The following is a 17,926-nucleotide window of genomic DNA, read 5'->3' on the forward strand; positions in this document are numbered from 1 at the left end:
AAACTCTAAACTCTAAACTCTGAACTCTGAACTCTGAACTCTGAACTCTGAACTCTGAACTCTGAACTCTGAAATTCATCTAAATTACGTTTTTCCCAATAAGGGTCTAAACTTCTTCCTGAATTTAAAGACCAGTGCAAATCCACGAATGGCCATCCAAACTACAAAGGCAATCCAAATGGCGTAGAAGCCCCAACCTAAATATTTGCCTAGGTACAGCGAAGGTATAAAACCTAAAAAAGTAGCAGAGAGCAATACATTTCGCAGGTATTTCATTTCACCCAACCCTTTAAAAAGTCCATCAAAAACAAAGGCCAGTGTATTCATGGGCAATCCAAGGATAACGATAAAGAAGATTCCATAAAAAGTTTCTAAAACGATTACCTCATTGGAAAAGATTTGTCCGATGGGCCTATAAAATAAAAATCCTCCAACCATTAAAAGAAGGCTTATCGCCAAACCATACGTAATTATTTTTTTAGCGAGTTCCCAAAGACCGGGATAATCTCTTGCTCCCAATAATTTTCCGCCCATACTGTTCCCGGCAGCACCGTAGCCATCAATAAAAAAAGCTGCGAACAACCAAAGGTTTATGGCTATGGTATGAGCTCCGATATACTTGTCCCCAAGCATTGTTGCTTCACGAACCGCTATGATCAAAGCAGTATTGAGTGCCAAGGCCCTTACAAATAGGTTCAGGCTCATTATAATAAGACGTTTGATTTCCTTGTTTAAAGGAAAAACCAACTTTAGGCTTATTTCGGTTTTCTTTATCAAAAGAATGAATACCAAAATGGCCATAACCGCTTGCGAGATGAGACTGGCCCATGCAGCTCCTTCGAGATACATGGCGGGAACTATCCCTTCGATACCATACACAAAAATAAAGTCGAGGATAACATTTATTATGGCACCTATAATAGCGATTACCATAGGGTAGTAGGTGTTTTGTAATCCTCTAAAAATACCGAATACAGCAAAAGTAAATAGTGTAAGTGGAAACCCCCAAACACGAATGGAATAATACGAAATACAGTAATCTAGTATTTTTCCCGTAGCTTCAAACAGACGAAAAATATCTTCCACAATAAAAATTGTAGATAATAGGAGTACAATGCTCAAAAGAATATTCAAAAATATAGCCTGAGCTGGTAAGTCTTTGACTTCGTTCAATCTTCCGGCTCCCAAGTATTGTGAAATTAAAGCAGAAATTGCGCTACGTGTCTGCCCCAAAACCCAAATGAGCATGGACAAAAACGAACCTACGATGCCCGCAGCAGCTAAGGATTCCAATCCATCAACAGGAATATTGCCCACAATGGCAGTATCTGTAATAGAAAGTATAGGTTCTGCGATACCAGAAATGGTCGCTGGGATGGCCAGTTGGTTAATGGTCTTAAAATTGACTAGAGTCTTCAAATCCGGTGCAAGTTACAGCACTAATTCGTAACAGTGAAAAGGATGGGAACTTTGTTTAGGAAAGAAGATATCTTCAAGTTTTTGATAGCCCCTTTGTTCATAAAATTGCTGATTTCTCTTGTTTTGTGAAAACGTATCTAACCGTACTGAAGCATATCCGTTGGTTTTGGAATAATCCTCTGCAAAATTCATGAGTTCCTGGGCAAATCCTTTTCCTTGAAAGCTTGGATGAACGCTTAGACGGTGAATGTAAATATTGTTTTTGTTAGGAGTTAGCCATTGGACTGGAACATAGTCTTCGTCCATATAAGTAGAAACCACTACAGTGCCAACGATTTGATTGTCCAACATTTTTACATAGAGCTCATTTCTTTCAATATCTTTTATAAAGGTATTTTTTGTGGGATAATGCTCATTCCATTGATAAATTCTGTTAGCTATCATTTTTTCTGCACATGCTTTCGCAAGGTTCTGTATATCCTTAATTTGAGATATCTTTGCATGTCTTATCATGGATTCGATTTAATTAAATTGTAAATTTAAGCTATAATCATAACCACCGAACAATGAATAATATACTAGTACCTATAGGAACTTCTCCAAATTCTTCCGATACGCTCCAATACGTGATAGATTTTGCTTCGAACTTTGGGGCAAAAGTTTTTGTAATGGATGTATTTACAGTAACATCAGGGACTGGAAGCTTGGCCAATGTTAAGGATAAGGTGGTAAAAAGCAGTAAAGAGCAGCTTAAAGAAATCATAGATACGGTAGACACAAAAAACGTTGAAATAAAACTAACGACCTATAATGGTGATATTATTGATGGCTTAAAAGAAATTGATAAAAAACTGGGCATAGATCTTATTCTTATTGCACCAAGAAGCAACGCTATTGAAGATGAACTTTATTTGGGGACTACTACGGGCAGAATCGTAAAGAAAACAAACATTCCTACGTTGATCATACCAAAAGGTACGACATTCAAGCCTATTCAGAATATTATGACCGCTTTTGGCTCTGGCATCGTTAAAAGAAGCCGTACCTTAAACCCGCTGATTGAAATCAAAGATAAATTTAGGGCCAGTATTAATCTTCTACTGGTAAAAAGACCAGGGTATTCTGAAGAAGACCTTCAGGTAAATACTTCTCTTTTAGACCTTAGTGAACATCTGACCATTACATCGAACCCTACTACATACTTGGGTGTTTTAGAATATTATCAAGCACAACAACCTGATATGTTGTGCGTCTTTAGAAGAAAGCGAGGATTCTTCAAGAAGCTATGGGAGAAAAATACAATACCAAAATCGGAATTTTTTGTTCCAATACCCGTATTGATACTTAGCGTTAAAAAGTAATATGGATATCGTTTCTATTTTGAAACTTTGCTAAAAAGCCTTTCCTTTGCGCTCTTCAAGGGGGATTAGCTCAGCTGGCTAGAGCGCTTGCCTGGCAGGCAAGAGGTCACCGGTTCGACTCCGGTATTCTCCACCAAGTAAATACAGGCCTTCACAGATGTGAGGGCTTTTTTTGTTTTACAAAATGCATAGTTTGTGCACACTTTTGAAATTTTCTTTGAGATTAGGTAAAATTTAACATTAATAGTGTCAAAATCTATCAAGTTACTGTGTTTTTAATCTAGTTTTCAAGTGTTATCCACACTAACTTTTTAAAAAACCAAACCACCTTAAACTTGAGCACACCTAAGTTCCAAAAAACGTTCTTTTTGTAATACTCACTTGAGGATTTATTCATTACTTGATTCTAATAAGTCCTTGTCTCATTGGAAAGTGGATTTTGCCAATCGATTTATATCGATGTTTTCGATAAAAACAAGCCCTATTATTATTTGCCCAGACCTGAAAAATTACCTGTTTAAACCCCTTTACAAAAAAGTTCCCTTTCTGCTTTTTTGATTAATCCATATCCAGAACTAAGACTATAGTATCTCTTTAGCTCATAAAGTTTATTAAATTCGGTAACAACAACAATCCTGATTGGGCATTTGCTTTTCGGCATAAATTCGGGCACTCCACAGGATTATCTTTGTTATACACAATAATTAATGAACAGGGATTCTATTCTTAAAAACTTGATATTCTCTTCTGAGAATTTTGTGGTTATAAAGTTGGTAAAGTCAATGGGAATATGTCTTTATGTAAACTTTTTTTAGTAAAATAAGAGGTTTGTAGAGAGTCTTTCAAGCTTGCTTTTCAAATGAAACTTCGCCCTTACTATTTTGAATTTTTAAATCTCGGACCGAAATTAAAGATAATTTAAATCGTCCTAAAAAAGTTTGTCCCAAAACCCTTATTTTTTTTATTCTCTCATGCGTTATGCCAAAGGCATTTTAAGGCCTACCGTTCAAAAAGAGTATTTACCAAAACGTCTATCCATAATATCTCGAAAGAACTATGGCAGCAATTGATGCATTCAATTTGTCAAGAAACTAAATCAAGCAATAGGTTTAACAATAAAAAATTAGCTTTTATCTATTGTTTCAAAGGCTTATCTGGATTTATAGGAGAGTATTTACACTAGCATAATATCTTAATAGATAATAACATCATATTCATATCACAATACTGTTGTACGAATAGATAACGTATTGAATAATATACTCAACCAATCAAGTCAGATGAATAAAACCTATTACCTCATTTTTACCGTGTTCCTTACCGTATTTTGTTCAGCGCAAGAAGAAAAGAAAGAAGATGATTTGAAAGTAGGGCTTGTATTAAGTGGAGGTGGTGCAAAGGGACTCGCCCATATTGGGGCTCTTAAAATTATTGAAGAAGCAGGTGTCCAAATAGACTATATAGGGGGCACCAGCATGGGGGCCATTATAGGGGGATTGTATGCAGCAGGATACTCAGCATCTGAACTTGATTCTATTTTTAGGGCCACAGACCTTGGAATGTTGATACAAGACAACCTTCCACGGAATGCAAAGACTTTTTATGAAAAAGAAGACTCCGAAAGATATGCAGTAACCCTACCATTCAATAATTTCAAAATTTCGGTGCCGTCGGCCTTTTCGGGGGGTCAGAATATTTATAATGAATTGGCTAGGTTATTGTACCATGTTAGAAATATCAAAGATTTCAATCAATTGCCAATCCCCTTTGTTTGTATTGCAACAGATATTGAAAGTGGCGATGAAGTTGTCCTGAAAAAAGGATATCTGCCAGAAGCCATTATGGCAAGCGGTACATTACCATCACTCTTTGCGCCAGCTGAAATTGATGACAAAATTTTAATCGACGGTGGTGTCGTTAACAACTATCCTTTGGAAGAAGTATATAACATGGGTGCTGATATTATTATTGGGGTTGATGTGCAACATGGGCTATCTAATCGTGAAGCCTTATCCTCCTTTACGGAAATACTCTTACAGATAAACAACTTTGATTCAGTTGATTACATGAAAGAGAAATCAAAAAGGACAACAATTTATATCAAACCTCCAATGGAAGATTATTCGGTATTGGATTTTGCCAAGAACGATACCATAATCGAATTGGGGCAAACCGCTGCTAAAAAATTATTTGCGGATTTAAAATCCGTATCAAAACCACAAAATACATTACGGCTTCCGACAAACTATCTTGAGCCTAATGACAAAATAATCATAAATAACATGTCTTTCCTAGGAGATAAAGTAAATCATTCCAGAAAATATATTATGGGAAAATTAAGGTTCAAACTTGGTGATAGTATCACTTTTAACGAGTTACAACATGGAATAAATAATCTGGTCGCTACTCGCAATTTTGAAAATATTCGCTATCGTTTGCATTCCATTGATGATAGGGAAGAACTTCAATTAAATTTGAAGGAAAGCAAGGACAAAAGCTTTATACGTTTTGGAGCACATTATGATGAACTTTACAGGAGTGCTGTACTAGTAAACCTTACCCAAAAAGATGTATTGACCCAAGATGGATTGTTCTCTTTTGATCTTATTGTTGGGGATAGACTTAGATATGAAATGGAATATTATATAGATAAAGGGGCATACTGGAGTTTTGGGCTAAATTCAAGGCTGAATGAATTTGAAAAAGATATCGCTTATAACATTCTCTTGAATAATTATGAAGTGCCCAACGTTGAAGGCGTAAACAATATAAATTTGGTTGTTACCGACTTTACCAACCAACTCTATTTACAATCTAAATTGAAGGAAGAACTTGGTATTACTTTAGGCGTGGAACATAAATCGTTAAGATATAGTACAGATACCATATTAGAGGAATTGAATGAGAACGAAAATCCTGAAATTGAAACTCCAGTAGATAACGACAATCGACTTTTGTTCGAAAAAAGCAGTTATTTAAGTACTTTCGCTCAACTTAAATTGGACACATACGATAACATCTATTTTCCTAGAAAAGGAATATATTTTGACAGTGACATCCATTTTTATCTCCTTGCATCTGATTTTAATGATGATTTCTCCGAATTTGCAATAACCAAAGCACAATTAGGGTTAGCCATGCCCATAACGCAAAATCTATCCATTAACTTTGAATTGGCCGGAGGGTTTAAAATTGGAACCTCGGAAGTAAACTCTTTTGACTTTGTATTGGGAGGTTATGGTAATAATCTGATCAATAATTTCGTTCCTTTTTTCGGATATGATTTCTTGAGTATCCCTGGAAATAGTTTTTGGAAGTCAAATGCTAGCATGGATTTTGAATTCGCAAAAAAAAATCACCTTATTTTTTCCGCAAATTTTGCTGAAGTAGGGGATAACTTATACACAGAAGGTGATTTGTTCAAAGGACCTATTTTATCAGGATTTGGATTAGGCTATGGTTTCGAATCCTTTCTAGGGCCAATAAGAATAATGTACTCCGCAAAAGAAATTGAAGAAGGTGAACTATTTGTAAGTATCGGATACTGGTTTTAAAAGCTTCTTTTGGGCCATAAGGATCTGTGAGATTTTGTTATCATAAAAGAACCCCAAAACAATTAATAGTCTTAAAACATTGAATAAAATAGGATTAGGTACATACTTATTCATAGTTCTATTTCCAAAAATGCCATTTTTTATCATTGTCCTGAAAGAACAAGGCAACAATGGATTCATTTAAATCGTCAAAATCTATTTTAATCTTTTTTATCGTTCTACCCTTTTTTTGGTAACTACGTAATATTTCAATTCCTCCAGATTTATTAATCTTTTTACTGGTCCATTCCTGTTTATTGTTATCATAATTTTGGTTGAGGAATAAAATCACTTGTTCTTCAGCAACGATTGTATCTTCATCTGTTAACTTACTTTTTTCGCCAATAACAAAATTTCCTATTTCTTTCGCAGTATCAAAAGGAGAAGAAAGAATACCACCAATAAAACCTATTGAAGCTCTCTTGCCACATTATTCGCAACCTTGTCAGCATTTGCAACCACCAGATGCGCTTGTTCCATGTAACTTGAAATAGAATCATTAGTTGTATTTACCGTTAACATTATTTCCGGAATTTGTTTATTGATTGAATCTACTCGAAGGATCGATTGATTTATGGCTAAAGTGGTCCTATCAATTGTATTCGTAATATTAGGAACTTCCTTGTGTATTGAATCTATTCTTTTTAGTACCTCAGGAATTTGGGTGCGCACTAAATTAAATTCATTAAGAATATTTGGAATTGTAGTATTTCTTAAACTATTGGTTTCATATAAAATTAACGGTATTTTAGTCTGAATACTATCTATTCTATTGGTTATAGAAGGTATTGCATTTAGAATATTTGGAATATTTCTATTAACAGACGTTAAGGAATTAGAAAGTTTTACAATGGAATATGCCAAAAAAATTATAGCTATGCCAAGCCAAAATTTTAACACATTATTGAAATTAATTTTCATTTTTTTCTGTGTTTTACTCAATCTATGTTTATACAGACTGAGATATTTAGCGAAAACCGTAATTAATTAAAAACATTTTATAATACGGTTACCCATTGAACTGTAAGTATAACATCTCCAAAAATTAAATACTCTTATTTAAAGTTTATACTTCTCCATCTAACCACCTTTTGAACTTTCCAATTTTTTCTATGGCGACCAAGATTGGGTTCGGGTCATTGGTGTTTTTTGGTACAAGTTCAAGTTTTATGCGAGACTGCGAGACGTAATACATTTGGCCAATGCTTTTCAAATTAATCAAGTACTTTCTGTTTGCCCGAAAAAAATTCAAAGGATCCAATTTGTTTTCCAATTCTTTCAGATTCATGTCCAAGTAGAATCGTTTCCCGGATTCTAACATGCAGAACGTTACCTTATCCTCTACAAAAAAGTAACATATATCTTTAACGTTGATGGTCTCGAGACGGTTGTTATGCTTTACAACAAATCGTTCCTTAAAGGACATCTGGTTTTGCAAAAAAGAAAGTGGAGCATTTTTTATCGTTTCCTTTTCTGTAGAGAGATGATATTCCTTGAACTTGTTCAGGGCCATGGCCAATTCCTCTCTCTTGATGGGTTTTAGAAGGTAGGAAACACTATTCCGCTCAAATGCCTTAATAGCAAATTCTGAGTAGGCAGTAGTAAATACTATAGGCGTTTTGTTGGCAATACGCTCAAATATCTCAAATGAGTTTCCATCAGATAGGTTAATGTCCAAAAACATCAAATCCACTTCTTCATTGTTCAAAAATGTTATGGTCTCTTCTATGGACTGTGTTCTTCCTTTGATTTGGATTTCGCTGTCCATTTCACCCAACAGCACCTTCAATCGTTCAGCTGCTAAAGGCTCGTCCTCAACTATCAGCGTATTAATCATCGATTTCGTTTTTTATCATTGGTATCTTGACTGTATAATGTTCATTTTCGACTTCAAAAATCGGTTTTCGGGACTGTATCACCTCCAACTGCTTTTTTAAGTTCTCTATGCCAATTCCAAAAGACTCTCTTGCTCCATTACCTTTATTTCTTAGCTGGAGATTGTTCTTCACCACTACATAATCAGCTTCAATAAAAATTTCAATGACGAGAGGATTCTTTGTCTCCACTCTATTGTGCTTAATGGCATTTTCTACTAATAGTTGAAGACTCATTGGAGGCACTAAAAAATCCTTATATTCTTCTTTAACCTCCTCCTTATAGATCAGTGCCCCACTAAATCTTATCTGTTGCAGTCCTACATAAGAAGCTATCATTTTAAGTTCCTTTCTCAAACTCACTACGACTTCATCAGCCTGTGAAAGATTATACCGATATATGTTGGAGAGTTCTTCCACAAAGTTTTCCGCTTTTCTTTGGTCAATGGAAATCAAACTTATCAGACCGTTAAAACTGTTGAATAAAAAGTGAGGGTTCAATTGTCTCCTTAATGACAGATATTTGGCAATCACCTTTTCCTTTTCATGGCGGGACAATTGAAGTTCGATATGGTGTTTGTTCTCTACTGTGGAAATAAAATTCTCCAGAAAATAGACCAATAATACGGCCACTGTGCTTGCTGCAAGTATAGCAAAGAAAATAACATCAAAAAAAACACTGTCAGCATCATCATTGAACAACCAGTCTGCTAGGGCTTTAATCATAAATGTTATCAATAAAACCTTTAGTACGATTACCTGGATGAGATTTCTCTTGCACAGCTTGGAATCACTTTCATAGCGTTCAGAGAAATATTCCCTATTGACAAGAAATTTTCTCGTAATATATACCCCACCCAGCAAAAGCAAAATAAGGGGAAATATAACTACCGTTTCAAAGATGGCCTCATCTAAGCTATTTTCTTCTATTTCTGTTAGGAAATTAAAAAAGCAAATCAGAAAGCTTATCAGCAAATAAAAATATACCCTACTTTTTTTCAACATTTAATCTATTCAACAATTTCTATGGTTACCTCTTGAACGTCAACGGTATAAAAATAACCTAAGGCCCTATTACTGGGATTATCCATATTCAAAATATTACCCCTAATCGAAGCAGGTGGGGGATTACCTATAAAGGACAATCCTTGGTTTCCTGTCTGGTTAAAGAGCTCTACCAAGTAATTAAAATAATCGTTGGTGATACCCAACTGTTGCGCAGTGGCAATATCGCCCACCTCAAATACCGCTTCTTCGTTAGGATTCACTCCGGTACGTAACTGTCCGTCAAAGAATTCATCACTTTCAACTAAGGTAAGTCCATTCCCTGGATCTGGAACTATGACGAACTCCCCATTTCTAAAGACTCGATAGTAGTAAAAATTTTCCTCATTTTCAGGATCTTGACTATCAAATTTAACAAAATACCCTTCTTCTGTAAATTCGGTTTCTTCTTCAAACTCTGAATAAACGTCCACAAAAGGGACTACTTCGCTAAGGCTATCCGAACCCGAATAGGTCTCTCCGTTCCATACAATCGTTATCGTGTACTGTGTATCCAAACTGGCAGTGATACTGGAATTTGTATATATCCCATTACTAACATGTGTAAACTCATAGTCTGCAGTACCATCGCTAACAAAAACTACTGCATCGGTAACCGGCGTAGGGTCTTCAGTATCCAAAAACCCGATAGTTGAGGACAATCGAATCTGCTGCTCCGCTAGGGGTGATATGGTGTTTCTTTCAATACCGCCATCCAGAACCAACCGGGGTTCTCCCCCATTAAGAGTAATATCCTCGGTAACAACGGTTTCGCATGCAATGGTCAAAGTGGTCAGTACCACAAATAAAACTGTTCTTAAATATGTTTTAGTCTTCATTTTTATTAAAATTTAAATTGATAGGTTACGCTTGGTACAATTCCAAAATATGATAGCTTAACGGCCTCCGTCTCACCCGTTGCAACTTCGACATCATTTACCTCACCGAGTTCCCTGAAGAAAATAGAAGCGGCATTTTGCCTATTATAGGCATTTGCAATGCTGAATATCCATTTTCCCTTTTTGCCGGGCTTTGGGTTTAAAGTTGCCGAAAGGTCCAATCGATGATATGCAGGAAGCCTGTCCCCATTGCGGTTTTGGTAATCTGCAACGACCAGACCATTTTGCTCATACTGTCCAGTAGGGTAAGTTACAGGCTTTCCTGAACCAAAGACAAAGTTACCGCCCAAGTCCCACCGATCGTTCAGTTTATAGAACCCAACCAAATTGAGTTCATGAAGCTGATCATTATTAGCCGGGTAAAAATCATTGTTATTGATGCCAAGTACTTTACGTTCACTTCTTGCCAGCGTGTAGCTTAACCAACCCGTTAGCTTTCCTTCGTTTTTGTTTATTTGAAGTTCCAATCCAAATGCACGTCCATCTCCCTGTGCAACCTGCGTTTCAATATTTTCAGTGAAAAGCAAGTCTGCACCGTCTATAAAATCCGTAACATCATTCATATCCTTATAGTAAACCTCTACATTCATATCATATGCCCCTTCCTTAAAATTTCGGAAATAGCCCAATGCGATTTGGTCGGCGTATTGGGGTTTTAAGAAACTACCGCTTGGCGCCCATACATCCAAAGGAGTGGCCGAAGTTGTGTTCGATATCAAGTGTAGATATTGATACGTACGGTTGTAGCTCATTTTTAATGAACTGTCATCATTTAGTAGATAGCGGGCAGAAAAACGTGGTTCAAGATTAAAAAAGGTCTCAATACTTTTCCCCGAACCAAAAGCGGTTTCACCTATAACTGCATTTTCCACATAAAGATCTTGTTCTGGAAGGTAGGTCAAGGGACTTCCATTTTCATAGGTTGGAACAACATCACTACCCATACGATTGAAATACGAAAGCCTTGATCCATACCGTACGCTCAACTTATCTGAAAACTCACGTTTAAAATCGATATAACCTGCACCTTCCGTCGCAAATTTTTCTCTAAATTTTTGTGGGTTGATGGCAGAACCTTTTAAGGGGCTGATATCACCTGGTTGAAAGTTATAATAGGTGTAGTCGATACCTGCTGTCAAGGTGTTCTTGGAATTGATAAACCATGTTAGTTTAGGTTTTACATTAAAATTCAAAATATTCGAGTTCCATCTGAATTCTGACCCCGATCTTAAGTTATCCAGGTTATAATCATAGTTGCTGAAAATTGCAGAAGTCTGCAAGAATAACTTATCGTTTAGAACGCTTGTCCATCGCAAGGTTCCTGATGCATTGCCCCAGAAAGTTCCCAAAAAGTCATCGATCTCAAAGCGATCTCTGCCAAAATATCCTGAAAGAAATATCCTATTGTTCTCGTTAATATTATAATTGGCCTTTAAATTTAGATCATAAAAGAACAAAGTGGTATCTTCAAAATCGCTTGAAAGGGGTGCGAACAAATCAATATAAGAACGTCTTCCCGCGAGCATGTAACTACCCCGACCTTCTTCTCGATCTCCTTTAAAAATAGGGCCTTCAATCAAAGCCTTACTGGAAATAAGTCCAATGCCAAGCTCTCCACCAAATTTTTTGATGTTTCCTTCTCTTTGCTTTACATCCAGCACTGATGACAGACGACCTCCGTAAATAGAGGGAATACCACCTTTATAGAGCTTTACATCCTTTATGGCGCTTGTATTGAAAACCGAAAAGAAACCAAATAAATGGGATGCATTATAAATTGTTCCCTCATCCAAAAGGATAAGGTTTTGATCGGCAGAGCCTCCCCTAACATTGATTCCCGAGGAAGCGTCGTTTACGCTTGAAACCCCAGGTAATAATTGTATGGACCGCAATAAATCGGGTTCCCCAAGTACGGCAGGTAGTTTTTTAATTGTTTCGGCTTTAATGGCGGATACGCTCATTTCGGTAGATCTTACATCCTTGGCAACACTTTTGGAAGTAACCACAACCTCATCTAACTGTGCGGCATCCTCTGTCATCTCAAAATTGATCTTGAGATCCGTGTTCAGTTCGATTTCCCTAACCACTTCTTGAAAACCCAAATAGCTTACTACTACCTGATATGTACCCTCGGGAAGTGTTATGGAGTAAAAACCATAGTCGTTTGTGGTTGTACCATTCGAAGTGCCTACCAGGACATTGACTCCAAATAGTTCTTCCCCACTAGTCTGTTCTTTGACGTATCCACTCAAGGTATAGTCCTTTTGGGCATTACCCGTGAAAGCAATTAACATCATCGTGAATAAAATGTATCTTTTCATAAGATTGATTATTAGTTATTTGTTGGCCCAAAACTATTTCAAGACCATAGGGTTATCCATTACAGAAGTGCTGAACAGGGAAATAATCCGATAAAACAGGAAGTAAGGGTGTTAAAGGAATTTTAACATGTTCTTAATCATAATTCGCTAAACCTAAAAATGTTTCAGAACCACCTTCTACTTAGGAAATAGCCTAGTTACCAATGCTCTACGTGGGGAAGTTTCCCTTGAAAATATAAATACTAGGGTTAGCACGCTCCTGTATTAGTAACCATTTAATGGTGGTGAAGATTTAAAACTAGCTCTGATAACTCTCGTTATTAATTTGAAATTTTCAACCCTGCTGCACTATGCAATTTTGCCTAGTGTCGAAATCAGGGCGCTTAACGGAAAAATCCAAGGATGAAACAATATTTTAACAAATCTCATTTCCTTTATTTTAGGTTTATTCCCAGTTAAATCAAAATAGTTGAAATTATGGAACAAGAACAAGTTTTGATGAAAAAAGTTGAACACTACGTGACCAATCTACTTACATTTCATCTGCCCAAAAACATATATTACCACAATATTGCGCACACAAGGATGGTGGTTGGAGCGGTGCAGATAATCTCAAAAAAAACAAAGCTGGAAAAAAGACAGGTCATGATTCTCGAATTGGCCGCTTGGTTTCACGACATAGGCTTTTTAAGCAAAAACGTAGGTCACAAACGTCTAAGCGCAGAAATGGCGGCCAATTTTCTAAAAACCAATAAAGTACGATCTTCCATAATATATCAAGTTACCGATTGCATCATGTCCACTAAATATGGTGCTGTCCCAGAGAGTCTGGCCGAGGCTATAATCATGGATGCCGATATGTTCCATATTTCTCGGAACGATTACTGGAAGCTTAACAGCCTGCTAAGAAAAGAAATATCTTCTATTGACTCCTCACACTATACACACGAAGAATGGTACGGAAAAAATCTGGAATTTTTGAAGAATATTTCTTTTAATACGGACTTTGGAAAGAATGTACTCGATGTGAAGAAAAGGTGGTTGATATACGAAAATGAACAGCTATTGGAAAAAATTCAGAAAAGTAAAGAACACCTTTGGGAAGAGCCTCCTTATTTATTCTCCTCTAGAGGTATACAAGGGAAGATAAAAATGATATGTGGCGACATTATTAGTTTATAGACATCATAACATAAAAAATACAGGTAAACACTATCCCGCTGGTTTTTTTATTGATTCTTTCAATATCCGAGAACAGTATTTTGAAACCCATACATAGGAGTATGATTTTTTTAAACCGAGGAATCGATTTCCAATCCTTACCCACCATGCAAAATAGTCATACAAATCAACTCATCACTATCCGCAAAGTAGTTATATAACCCAGGTGAAGTAAACTAGCTTTGGGCAAGCCCACAAGGAATTCTTATACGATTTCCAGGTAAGCTTCAGGGCATTATAAATCTCGATTATTGAGTGAACTTCCAAATTAAAGAGGTCTTAGCTCGTTTATGGTCAAAACGTTTGGTGTAAACTCTTTGATTTGTTTCACATGAATATACCCGTTTTTCTTTATGTTGGATTTAGAGGCAATTTCCGTAGGCAATAGAAAACCATCATATTCTTTGTAACCTCTATAAAAAGCCTCTCCTCTAACAAACTTGAACTTTTCTCGAATGGTATACTCTACCTTGACAATTCGTTTTGTCTTCGAGTGCAACCAAATAACGAATTGATCAATATCTTTCTGAGGTTCCAACGTATTCCAAGAGACGATAATACCATCTGTGGCGATACCATCAATTGTTTGCGAACCAAGATAATCTACTATGGTAGCTTCGGTTATCCTATTAGGAAGCTCAAGGAAATATTGATAGGTATTTATTGAAAATTGATATGCATCATTTTCTTTAACCAGTACATTCTCTCCAATTCTCTGGTATGTTCTTCCTTCGTGTACTCCCCAGAATTGTCCTTTTTCCTTTCCGCTGCGTATCTCCATCAAACCATCGAAGGTTTTTGGTATGTAGTTTAGGGAAAAAATCATATCGAGCTCTTTGAATGGAGATGATTTTTTGCCGAAAAACCCAAAGGATTCCTCTTCCAATTGTACATTGTAGGTTTGGATATCATCCCAAAGATGATTCCTGTGGGCAACTGACATTTCTTGCATAAGCAGCTTAGCTTTGGAAATATCATTGGGATAAACATATCCCTCGGATCTCAAATCAGCGTATGTGAACAAATTGACACAACCACAAAAAAGTAACCCGATTAAGAGTAATATTAAGAGTAATCTAGACCTTAGTTTCATAAGATTTATAATTTTTTTTATTGAAATAGCTTCACCATCCACAAATACAAAACCTGCAAATCAATGTTTGTAGGGAACAAAGAGAGGTGGCGCCTATTCTGACCGTGTTCGTTGTGTTAGAACATCATTTTCACGTAATCCTAAGTCGGTCGTATATTTATTGTAAACCTCTGGCAAAAAACTTGCCAATTGGGTATATTCTGAAAGACAATGGTGCGCAAGGTCATAAAGCGCCTGATTTTTGACACCCAACTTCCTTAAAACCCACGGTAGATCCTTCCCAACCCAAAACCTACTTCGCATTTCTACTCCATCCGCAGTATTCCTTACAAAGTGTGCCATTTGAACCACCAGACGATTTCCAGATTTAACGTTTCCACAAATTGCCCATTGGTCTTTTCCCAATTTGGAAATGTCCAGACCATACTGCTCCGGATTTACAAAAGTAATTTGAAGGTCTTGCAGGGGACCTTCCTTTACCATAGTCTCTATGGTATGCTTGGTTTTTCCTTCAGGATGCGCTAGAACGTATTTTGAAATAGAAAATGTTTCAGGCTCTTCATAATTCTCATAAAGAGCCGAGGCGTGCAATCCGGGGTACCATATTTTGTAACGAATTACATCATAACCTACCCATTCGAACCACCAATCGATCATCTCACCATTAGTTTGGGGAAATTGAATGTTCGCCGCTACATATCCCGTACCATCCTTAAGTTTGGTATACCCATTCTCCAATGGAAGATATCCTGGTTCGAGCATTTCGTTGATATCTTCAAATACTAGACCAGCTTCTGGTTCATGATACACTAAGCCGGCCATACGCTCATCGCTTACTCTTTTGTGATTGTAATAGTACTTTGATAACGGATGCTCTTGTTCTTCAGCTGATAGCTCGACCGGATAATCTATCGGGTCTACCACTTTTCCAAGAGCACAAGCACCTAAAAACAGAGGTATAAAAATCCCAGTAAAGAATCTTATAATAAATTTGTCCATTATCTTGATGTTTGGTTCAAAAATCAAGAACCTTTCTTAAGAATTAATAGGATTAAATGTGATTTAATGTTTAGGAACAATGCAATCAGAAAATTAGATTTAAAAAACCGTCTTTTGACGGCTCTTTTTTGTTAACTTATTTTCTGATTATAGTGCTTTGTAATTGAATTTTTGTCCTCCGATAGAAGCATCCATCATCAGACCTGACTTTGGCATCACAAATACCGAAACACCTCTCTGATAAGTAACATTGGTAGCTAACCCCGATTTTAAGGCGATTAAGGACGCTTGTGCTCCAAACTCGAAGTTACCTTCTTTGAAATCGCTCAAACTATCCGTGGTTTCGAAGAACAGAACTTGAGCCATTGCTTGAACCCCAGCTTGCAAACCTATATTTACTTTTTTCATATCCGCGGTACCCGAAAGCATTTTGTTCTCGACAAGAACGCCTCTACCTGCCGCTCCTCCAAAAATAAACCCTGCCTTGCCAACATTAGGAAATATTACATATCCTGCCGAATTTTCAAATAGGGTATCCAGTTCTGGATTTTCGGCCAACAACACCTGTTTGGCCTTGACTGCATCTTTTGTCAATTTTCTTTCTGTTTTTGTTTGTGCCATTGATAGGGTCACCGTCAATATCATTGCCACTACTGTAATCGATTTTGAAACTTTCATGTTTATATATTTAAAATTATTTAAAGCGAAATTAGAAGCACAGCCTCTGTGAAAAGATGAAAATGTGATGAAACGGGGAAAATTCTTCCTAACCAAGGTTTTTTGCGGATAAAACAGTTTTCATTTTATCAAAAAAGAATCGTATGGTTAATTAGTTGACCATAATGTTGTTAACAAAACATTATATTCTCTTGCTATATAATTATCACGCTCTATAAAGTATTTGTTTGTCTCATTTTAAGGCCGTTTTATTAGATTCAGCAGAAGAGTTAATTACAATTATTAAACCAGTCCCATTTCTGGTCTTTTTTAATAGTATTGTTAATTCACTTTTTATGGGATAGCTTGATATTTATATCTAGCTTCTTATAGCATTTTGATTTCAATTAATGTTAAACAGATTTATGCTTTATTTCTATTAATCTGATTTTCTCTAGATTTTTGGAATTAATGAAATTTGGAATGTTTTGGCTAAATATGATTGATGTGAAAAGCACTAAGTTTTTACTGTAAAAATATTATTTGCCACTAATTGTGATTATTTGTGTAATCATTTTTCACAAAATTAATTTGATGTTCTTTGTTGCTGTTTGAAAAGTGTGGAACCAAAGATAGTTTTGAAATAGAATAATAATCCTAGGAAATAATGAGTGCGCCCTATTTCGATTTTATTTTACGCTTTTCTTCCCGAACACTATAAAATCGAAACAGGATCCACACGCAAAGTTTAAGGGTAAGAAATGGGACCAAAATGTTCGAAAAATATGGAGCTTCCATGTTTCCAGAAATAAAGCGAACGAAACCTTGTTTGTTTAGTTTTCTTTTACGCTCAATGATTACTTTACCCCAATCCGATAACATTAGGCCGTTTGGCATTTTACTTTTAAGCTGTGGACTGATTTTATCTTGCCATCTAGTTTTTATTTCATTTATTAAAATATCAATATCCATATGTTGAATACCATCTCCCAATTCATGAATAAGACTTCTAGCATCATGAAGTTTATTATATAGTATTCGATTAATATTATCACAATCCAAAGTTTTATTGATGGCTGCTGATTTTTTTAAACTTTGCTCCTTTTCGTTCCAACCAATTTTGGAAGTATGATATGGTAAGCGAATCATTCTTGGTTTGACATGATAGATTCGTAATGCAATCGGAAATAGTTCCGAATTGGAACTTTTCGATGATTTTCGAGTGTCTAAAATGAGCCTAACGTTTACCAATTTTGATGCTTTATTTACATCAAGTTAGGAATAAAAATGCACAGTTTGCGCACACTTTTTATTGAAATCAGATGGTATTGAATGATTTTAGATTTTATGAAAAATGATGTAAATTATTGAAAATAAGACAAATAAAATGATTTTTAGATTTTAGAAGAATGCTAATTCGGAAACTAGCAGGCAAGAAGTCACCG

At 36.1% G+C, this 17,926-nt stretch carries 15 protein-coding genes and 1 tRNA gene; 4 read left to right on the forward strand and 12 right to left on the reverse strand.

The genetic code is table 11. From position 1 onward, the window contains the following. Positions 1-84: 84 nt before the first annotated feature. On the reverse strand, positions 85-1,419 hold the full coding sequence (locus LV716_RS08260; RefSeq protein ID WP_163417271.1) for an MATE family efflux transporter: 1,335 nt from the start codon (positions 1,417-1,419) through the stop codon (positions 85-87). A 12-nt stretch (positions 1,420-1,431) separates the two neighbouring features. Next, a complete protein-coding gene (locus tag LV716_RS08265; RefSeq protein ID WP_163417272.1) occupies positions 1,432-1,932 on the reverse strand; it encodes a GNAT family N-acetyltransferase in 501 nt (166 codons plus the stop codon). Positions 1,933-1,985: 53 nt separating this feature from the next. Here LV716_RS08265 and LV716_RS08270 point away from each other — a divergent pair, with 53 nt between their 5' ends. The 3 genes from LV716_RS08270 to LV716_RS08280 all read left to right on the forward strand — a co-directional run bounded on the left by LV716_RS08270 (position 1,986) and on the right by LV716_RS08280 (position 6,334). Continuing rightward, complete coding sequence (locus LV716_RS08270) at positions 1,986-2,780, forward strand: universal stress protein (protein WP_163417273.1); 795 nt, start codon at positions 1,986-1,988, stop codon at positions 2,778-2,780. A 59-nt stretch (positions 2,781-2,839) separates the two neighbouring features. Further along, positions 2,840-2,916: transfer RNA gene (locus LV716_RS08275), tRNA-Ala, on the forward strand. Positions 2,917-4,060: 1,144 nt separating this feature from the next. Next, positions 4,061-6,334, forward strand: a complete 2,274-nt coding sequence (locus LV716_RS08280) for a patatin-like phospholipase family protein (protein WP_163417274.1) — start codon at positions 4,061-4,063, stop codon at positions 6,332-6,334. A 118-nt stretch (positions 6,335-6,452) separates the two neighbouring features. Here LV716_RS08280 and LV716_RS08285 read toward each other — a convergent pair whose 3' ends face one another. The 6 genes from LV716_RS08285 to LV716_RS08310 all read right to left on the reverse strand — a co-directional run bounded on the left by LV716_RS08285 (position 6,453) and on the right by LV716_RS08310 (position 12,511). Further along, entirely contained in the window at positions 6,453-6,665 is a 213-nt protein-coding gene (locus LV716_RS08285) for a hypothetical protein (RefSeq protein WP_163417275.1), read from the reverse strand. Between the two features lie 116 nt (positions 6,666-6,781). After that, positions 6,782-7,294 carry a hypothetical protein gene (locus LV716_RS08290; RefSeq protein WP_163417276.1) on the reverse strand — a complete coding sequence of 171 codons (513 nt, stop codon included), beginning with the start codon at positions 7,292-7,294 and terminating at the stop codon, positions 6,782-6,784. Positions 7,295-7,439: 145 nt separating this feature from the next. Further along, a complete protein-coding gene (locus tag LV716_RS08295; protein WP_163417277.1) occupies positions 7,440-8,210 on the reverse strand; it encodes a LytTR family DNA-binding domain-containing protein in 771 nt (256 codons plus the stop codon). Further along, on the reverse strand, positions 8,203-8,973 hold the full coding sequence (locus LV716_RS08300) for a sensor histidine kinase (protein WP_163417278.1): 771 nt from the start codon (positions 8,971-8,973) through the stop codon (positions 8,203-8,205). Before LV716_RS08300 ends, LV716_RS08295 begins: the two co-directional genes overlap by 8 nt. Before the next feature lie 284 nt (positions 8,974-9,257). Then, the gene (locus LV716_RS08305; protein WP_163417279.1) at positions 9,258-10,130 is read right to left on the reverse strand and encodes a DUF4249 domain-containing protein; all 873 of its coding nucleotides are present in this window, start codon (positions 10,128-10,130) and stop codon (positions 9,258-9,260) included. 5 nt (positions 10,131-10,135) lie between these two features. Then, complete coding sequence (locus LV716_RS08310) at positions 10,136-12,511, reverse strand: TonB-dependent receptor (protein WP_163417280.1); 2,376 nt, start codon at positions 12,509-12,511, stop codon at positions 10,136-10,138. Between the two features lie 477 nt (positions 12,512-12,988). On the opposite strand from LV716_RS08310, the gene LV716_RS08315 reads away from it, so the two are divergent. Continuing rightward, on the forward strand, positions 12,989-13,693 hold the full coding sequence (locus tag LV716_RS08315) for an HD domain-containing protein (RefSeq protein ID WP_163417281.1): 705 nt from the start codon (positions 12,989-12,991) through the stop codon (positions 13,691-13,693). A 307-nt stretch (positions 13,694-14,000) separates the two neighbouring features. Here the strand turns inward: LV716_RS08315 and LV716_RS08320 are convergent, their stop codons facing one another. From LV716_RS08320 to LV716_RS08335, 4 genes are all read right to left on the reverse strand, one after another. Continuing rightward, positions 14,001-14,684, reverse strand: a complete 684-nt coding sequence (locus LV716_RS08320; RefSeq protein ID WP_163417282.1) for a hypothetical protein — start codon at positions 14,682-14,684, stop codon at positions 14,001-14,003. A gap of 234 nt (positions 14,685-14,918) precedes the next feature. Beyond that, a complete protein-coding gene (locus tag LV716_RS08325) occupies positions 14,919-15,824 on the reverse strand; it encodes a DAPG hydrolase family protein (protein ID WP_163417283.1) in 906 nt (301 codons plus the stop codon). Between the two features lie 147 nt (positions 15,825-15,971). Further along, positions 15,972-16,502 carry a YSC84-related protein gene (locus LV716_RS08330; protein ID WP_163417284.1) on the reverse strand — a complete coding sequence of 177 codons (531 nt, stop codon included), beginning with the start codon at positions 16,500-16,502 and terminating at the stop codon, positions 15,972-15,974. Between the two features lie 657 nt (positions 16,503-17,159). Continuing rightward, complete coding sequence (locus LV716_RS08335; protein ID WP_163417285.1) at positions 17,160-17,630, reverse strand: hypothetical protein; 471 nt, start codon at positions 17,628-17,630, stop codon at positions 17,160-17,162. Between the last annotated feature and the right edge of the window lie 296 nt (positions 17,631-17,926).

The sequence above is a fragment of the Flagellimonas sp. HMM57 genome, from assembly GCF_021390175.1.
Lineage (GTDB): Bacteria > Bacteroidota > Bacteroidia > Flavobacteriales > Flavobacteriaceae > Flagellimonas.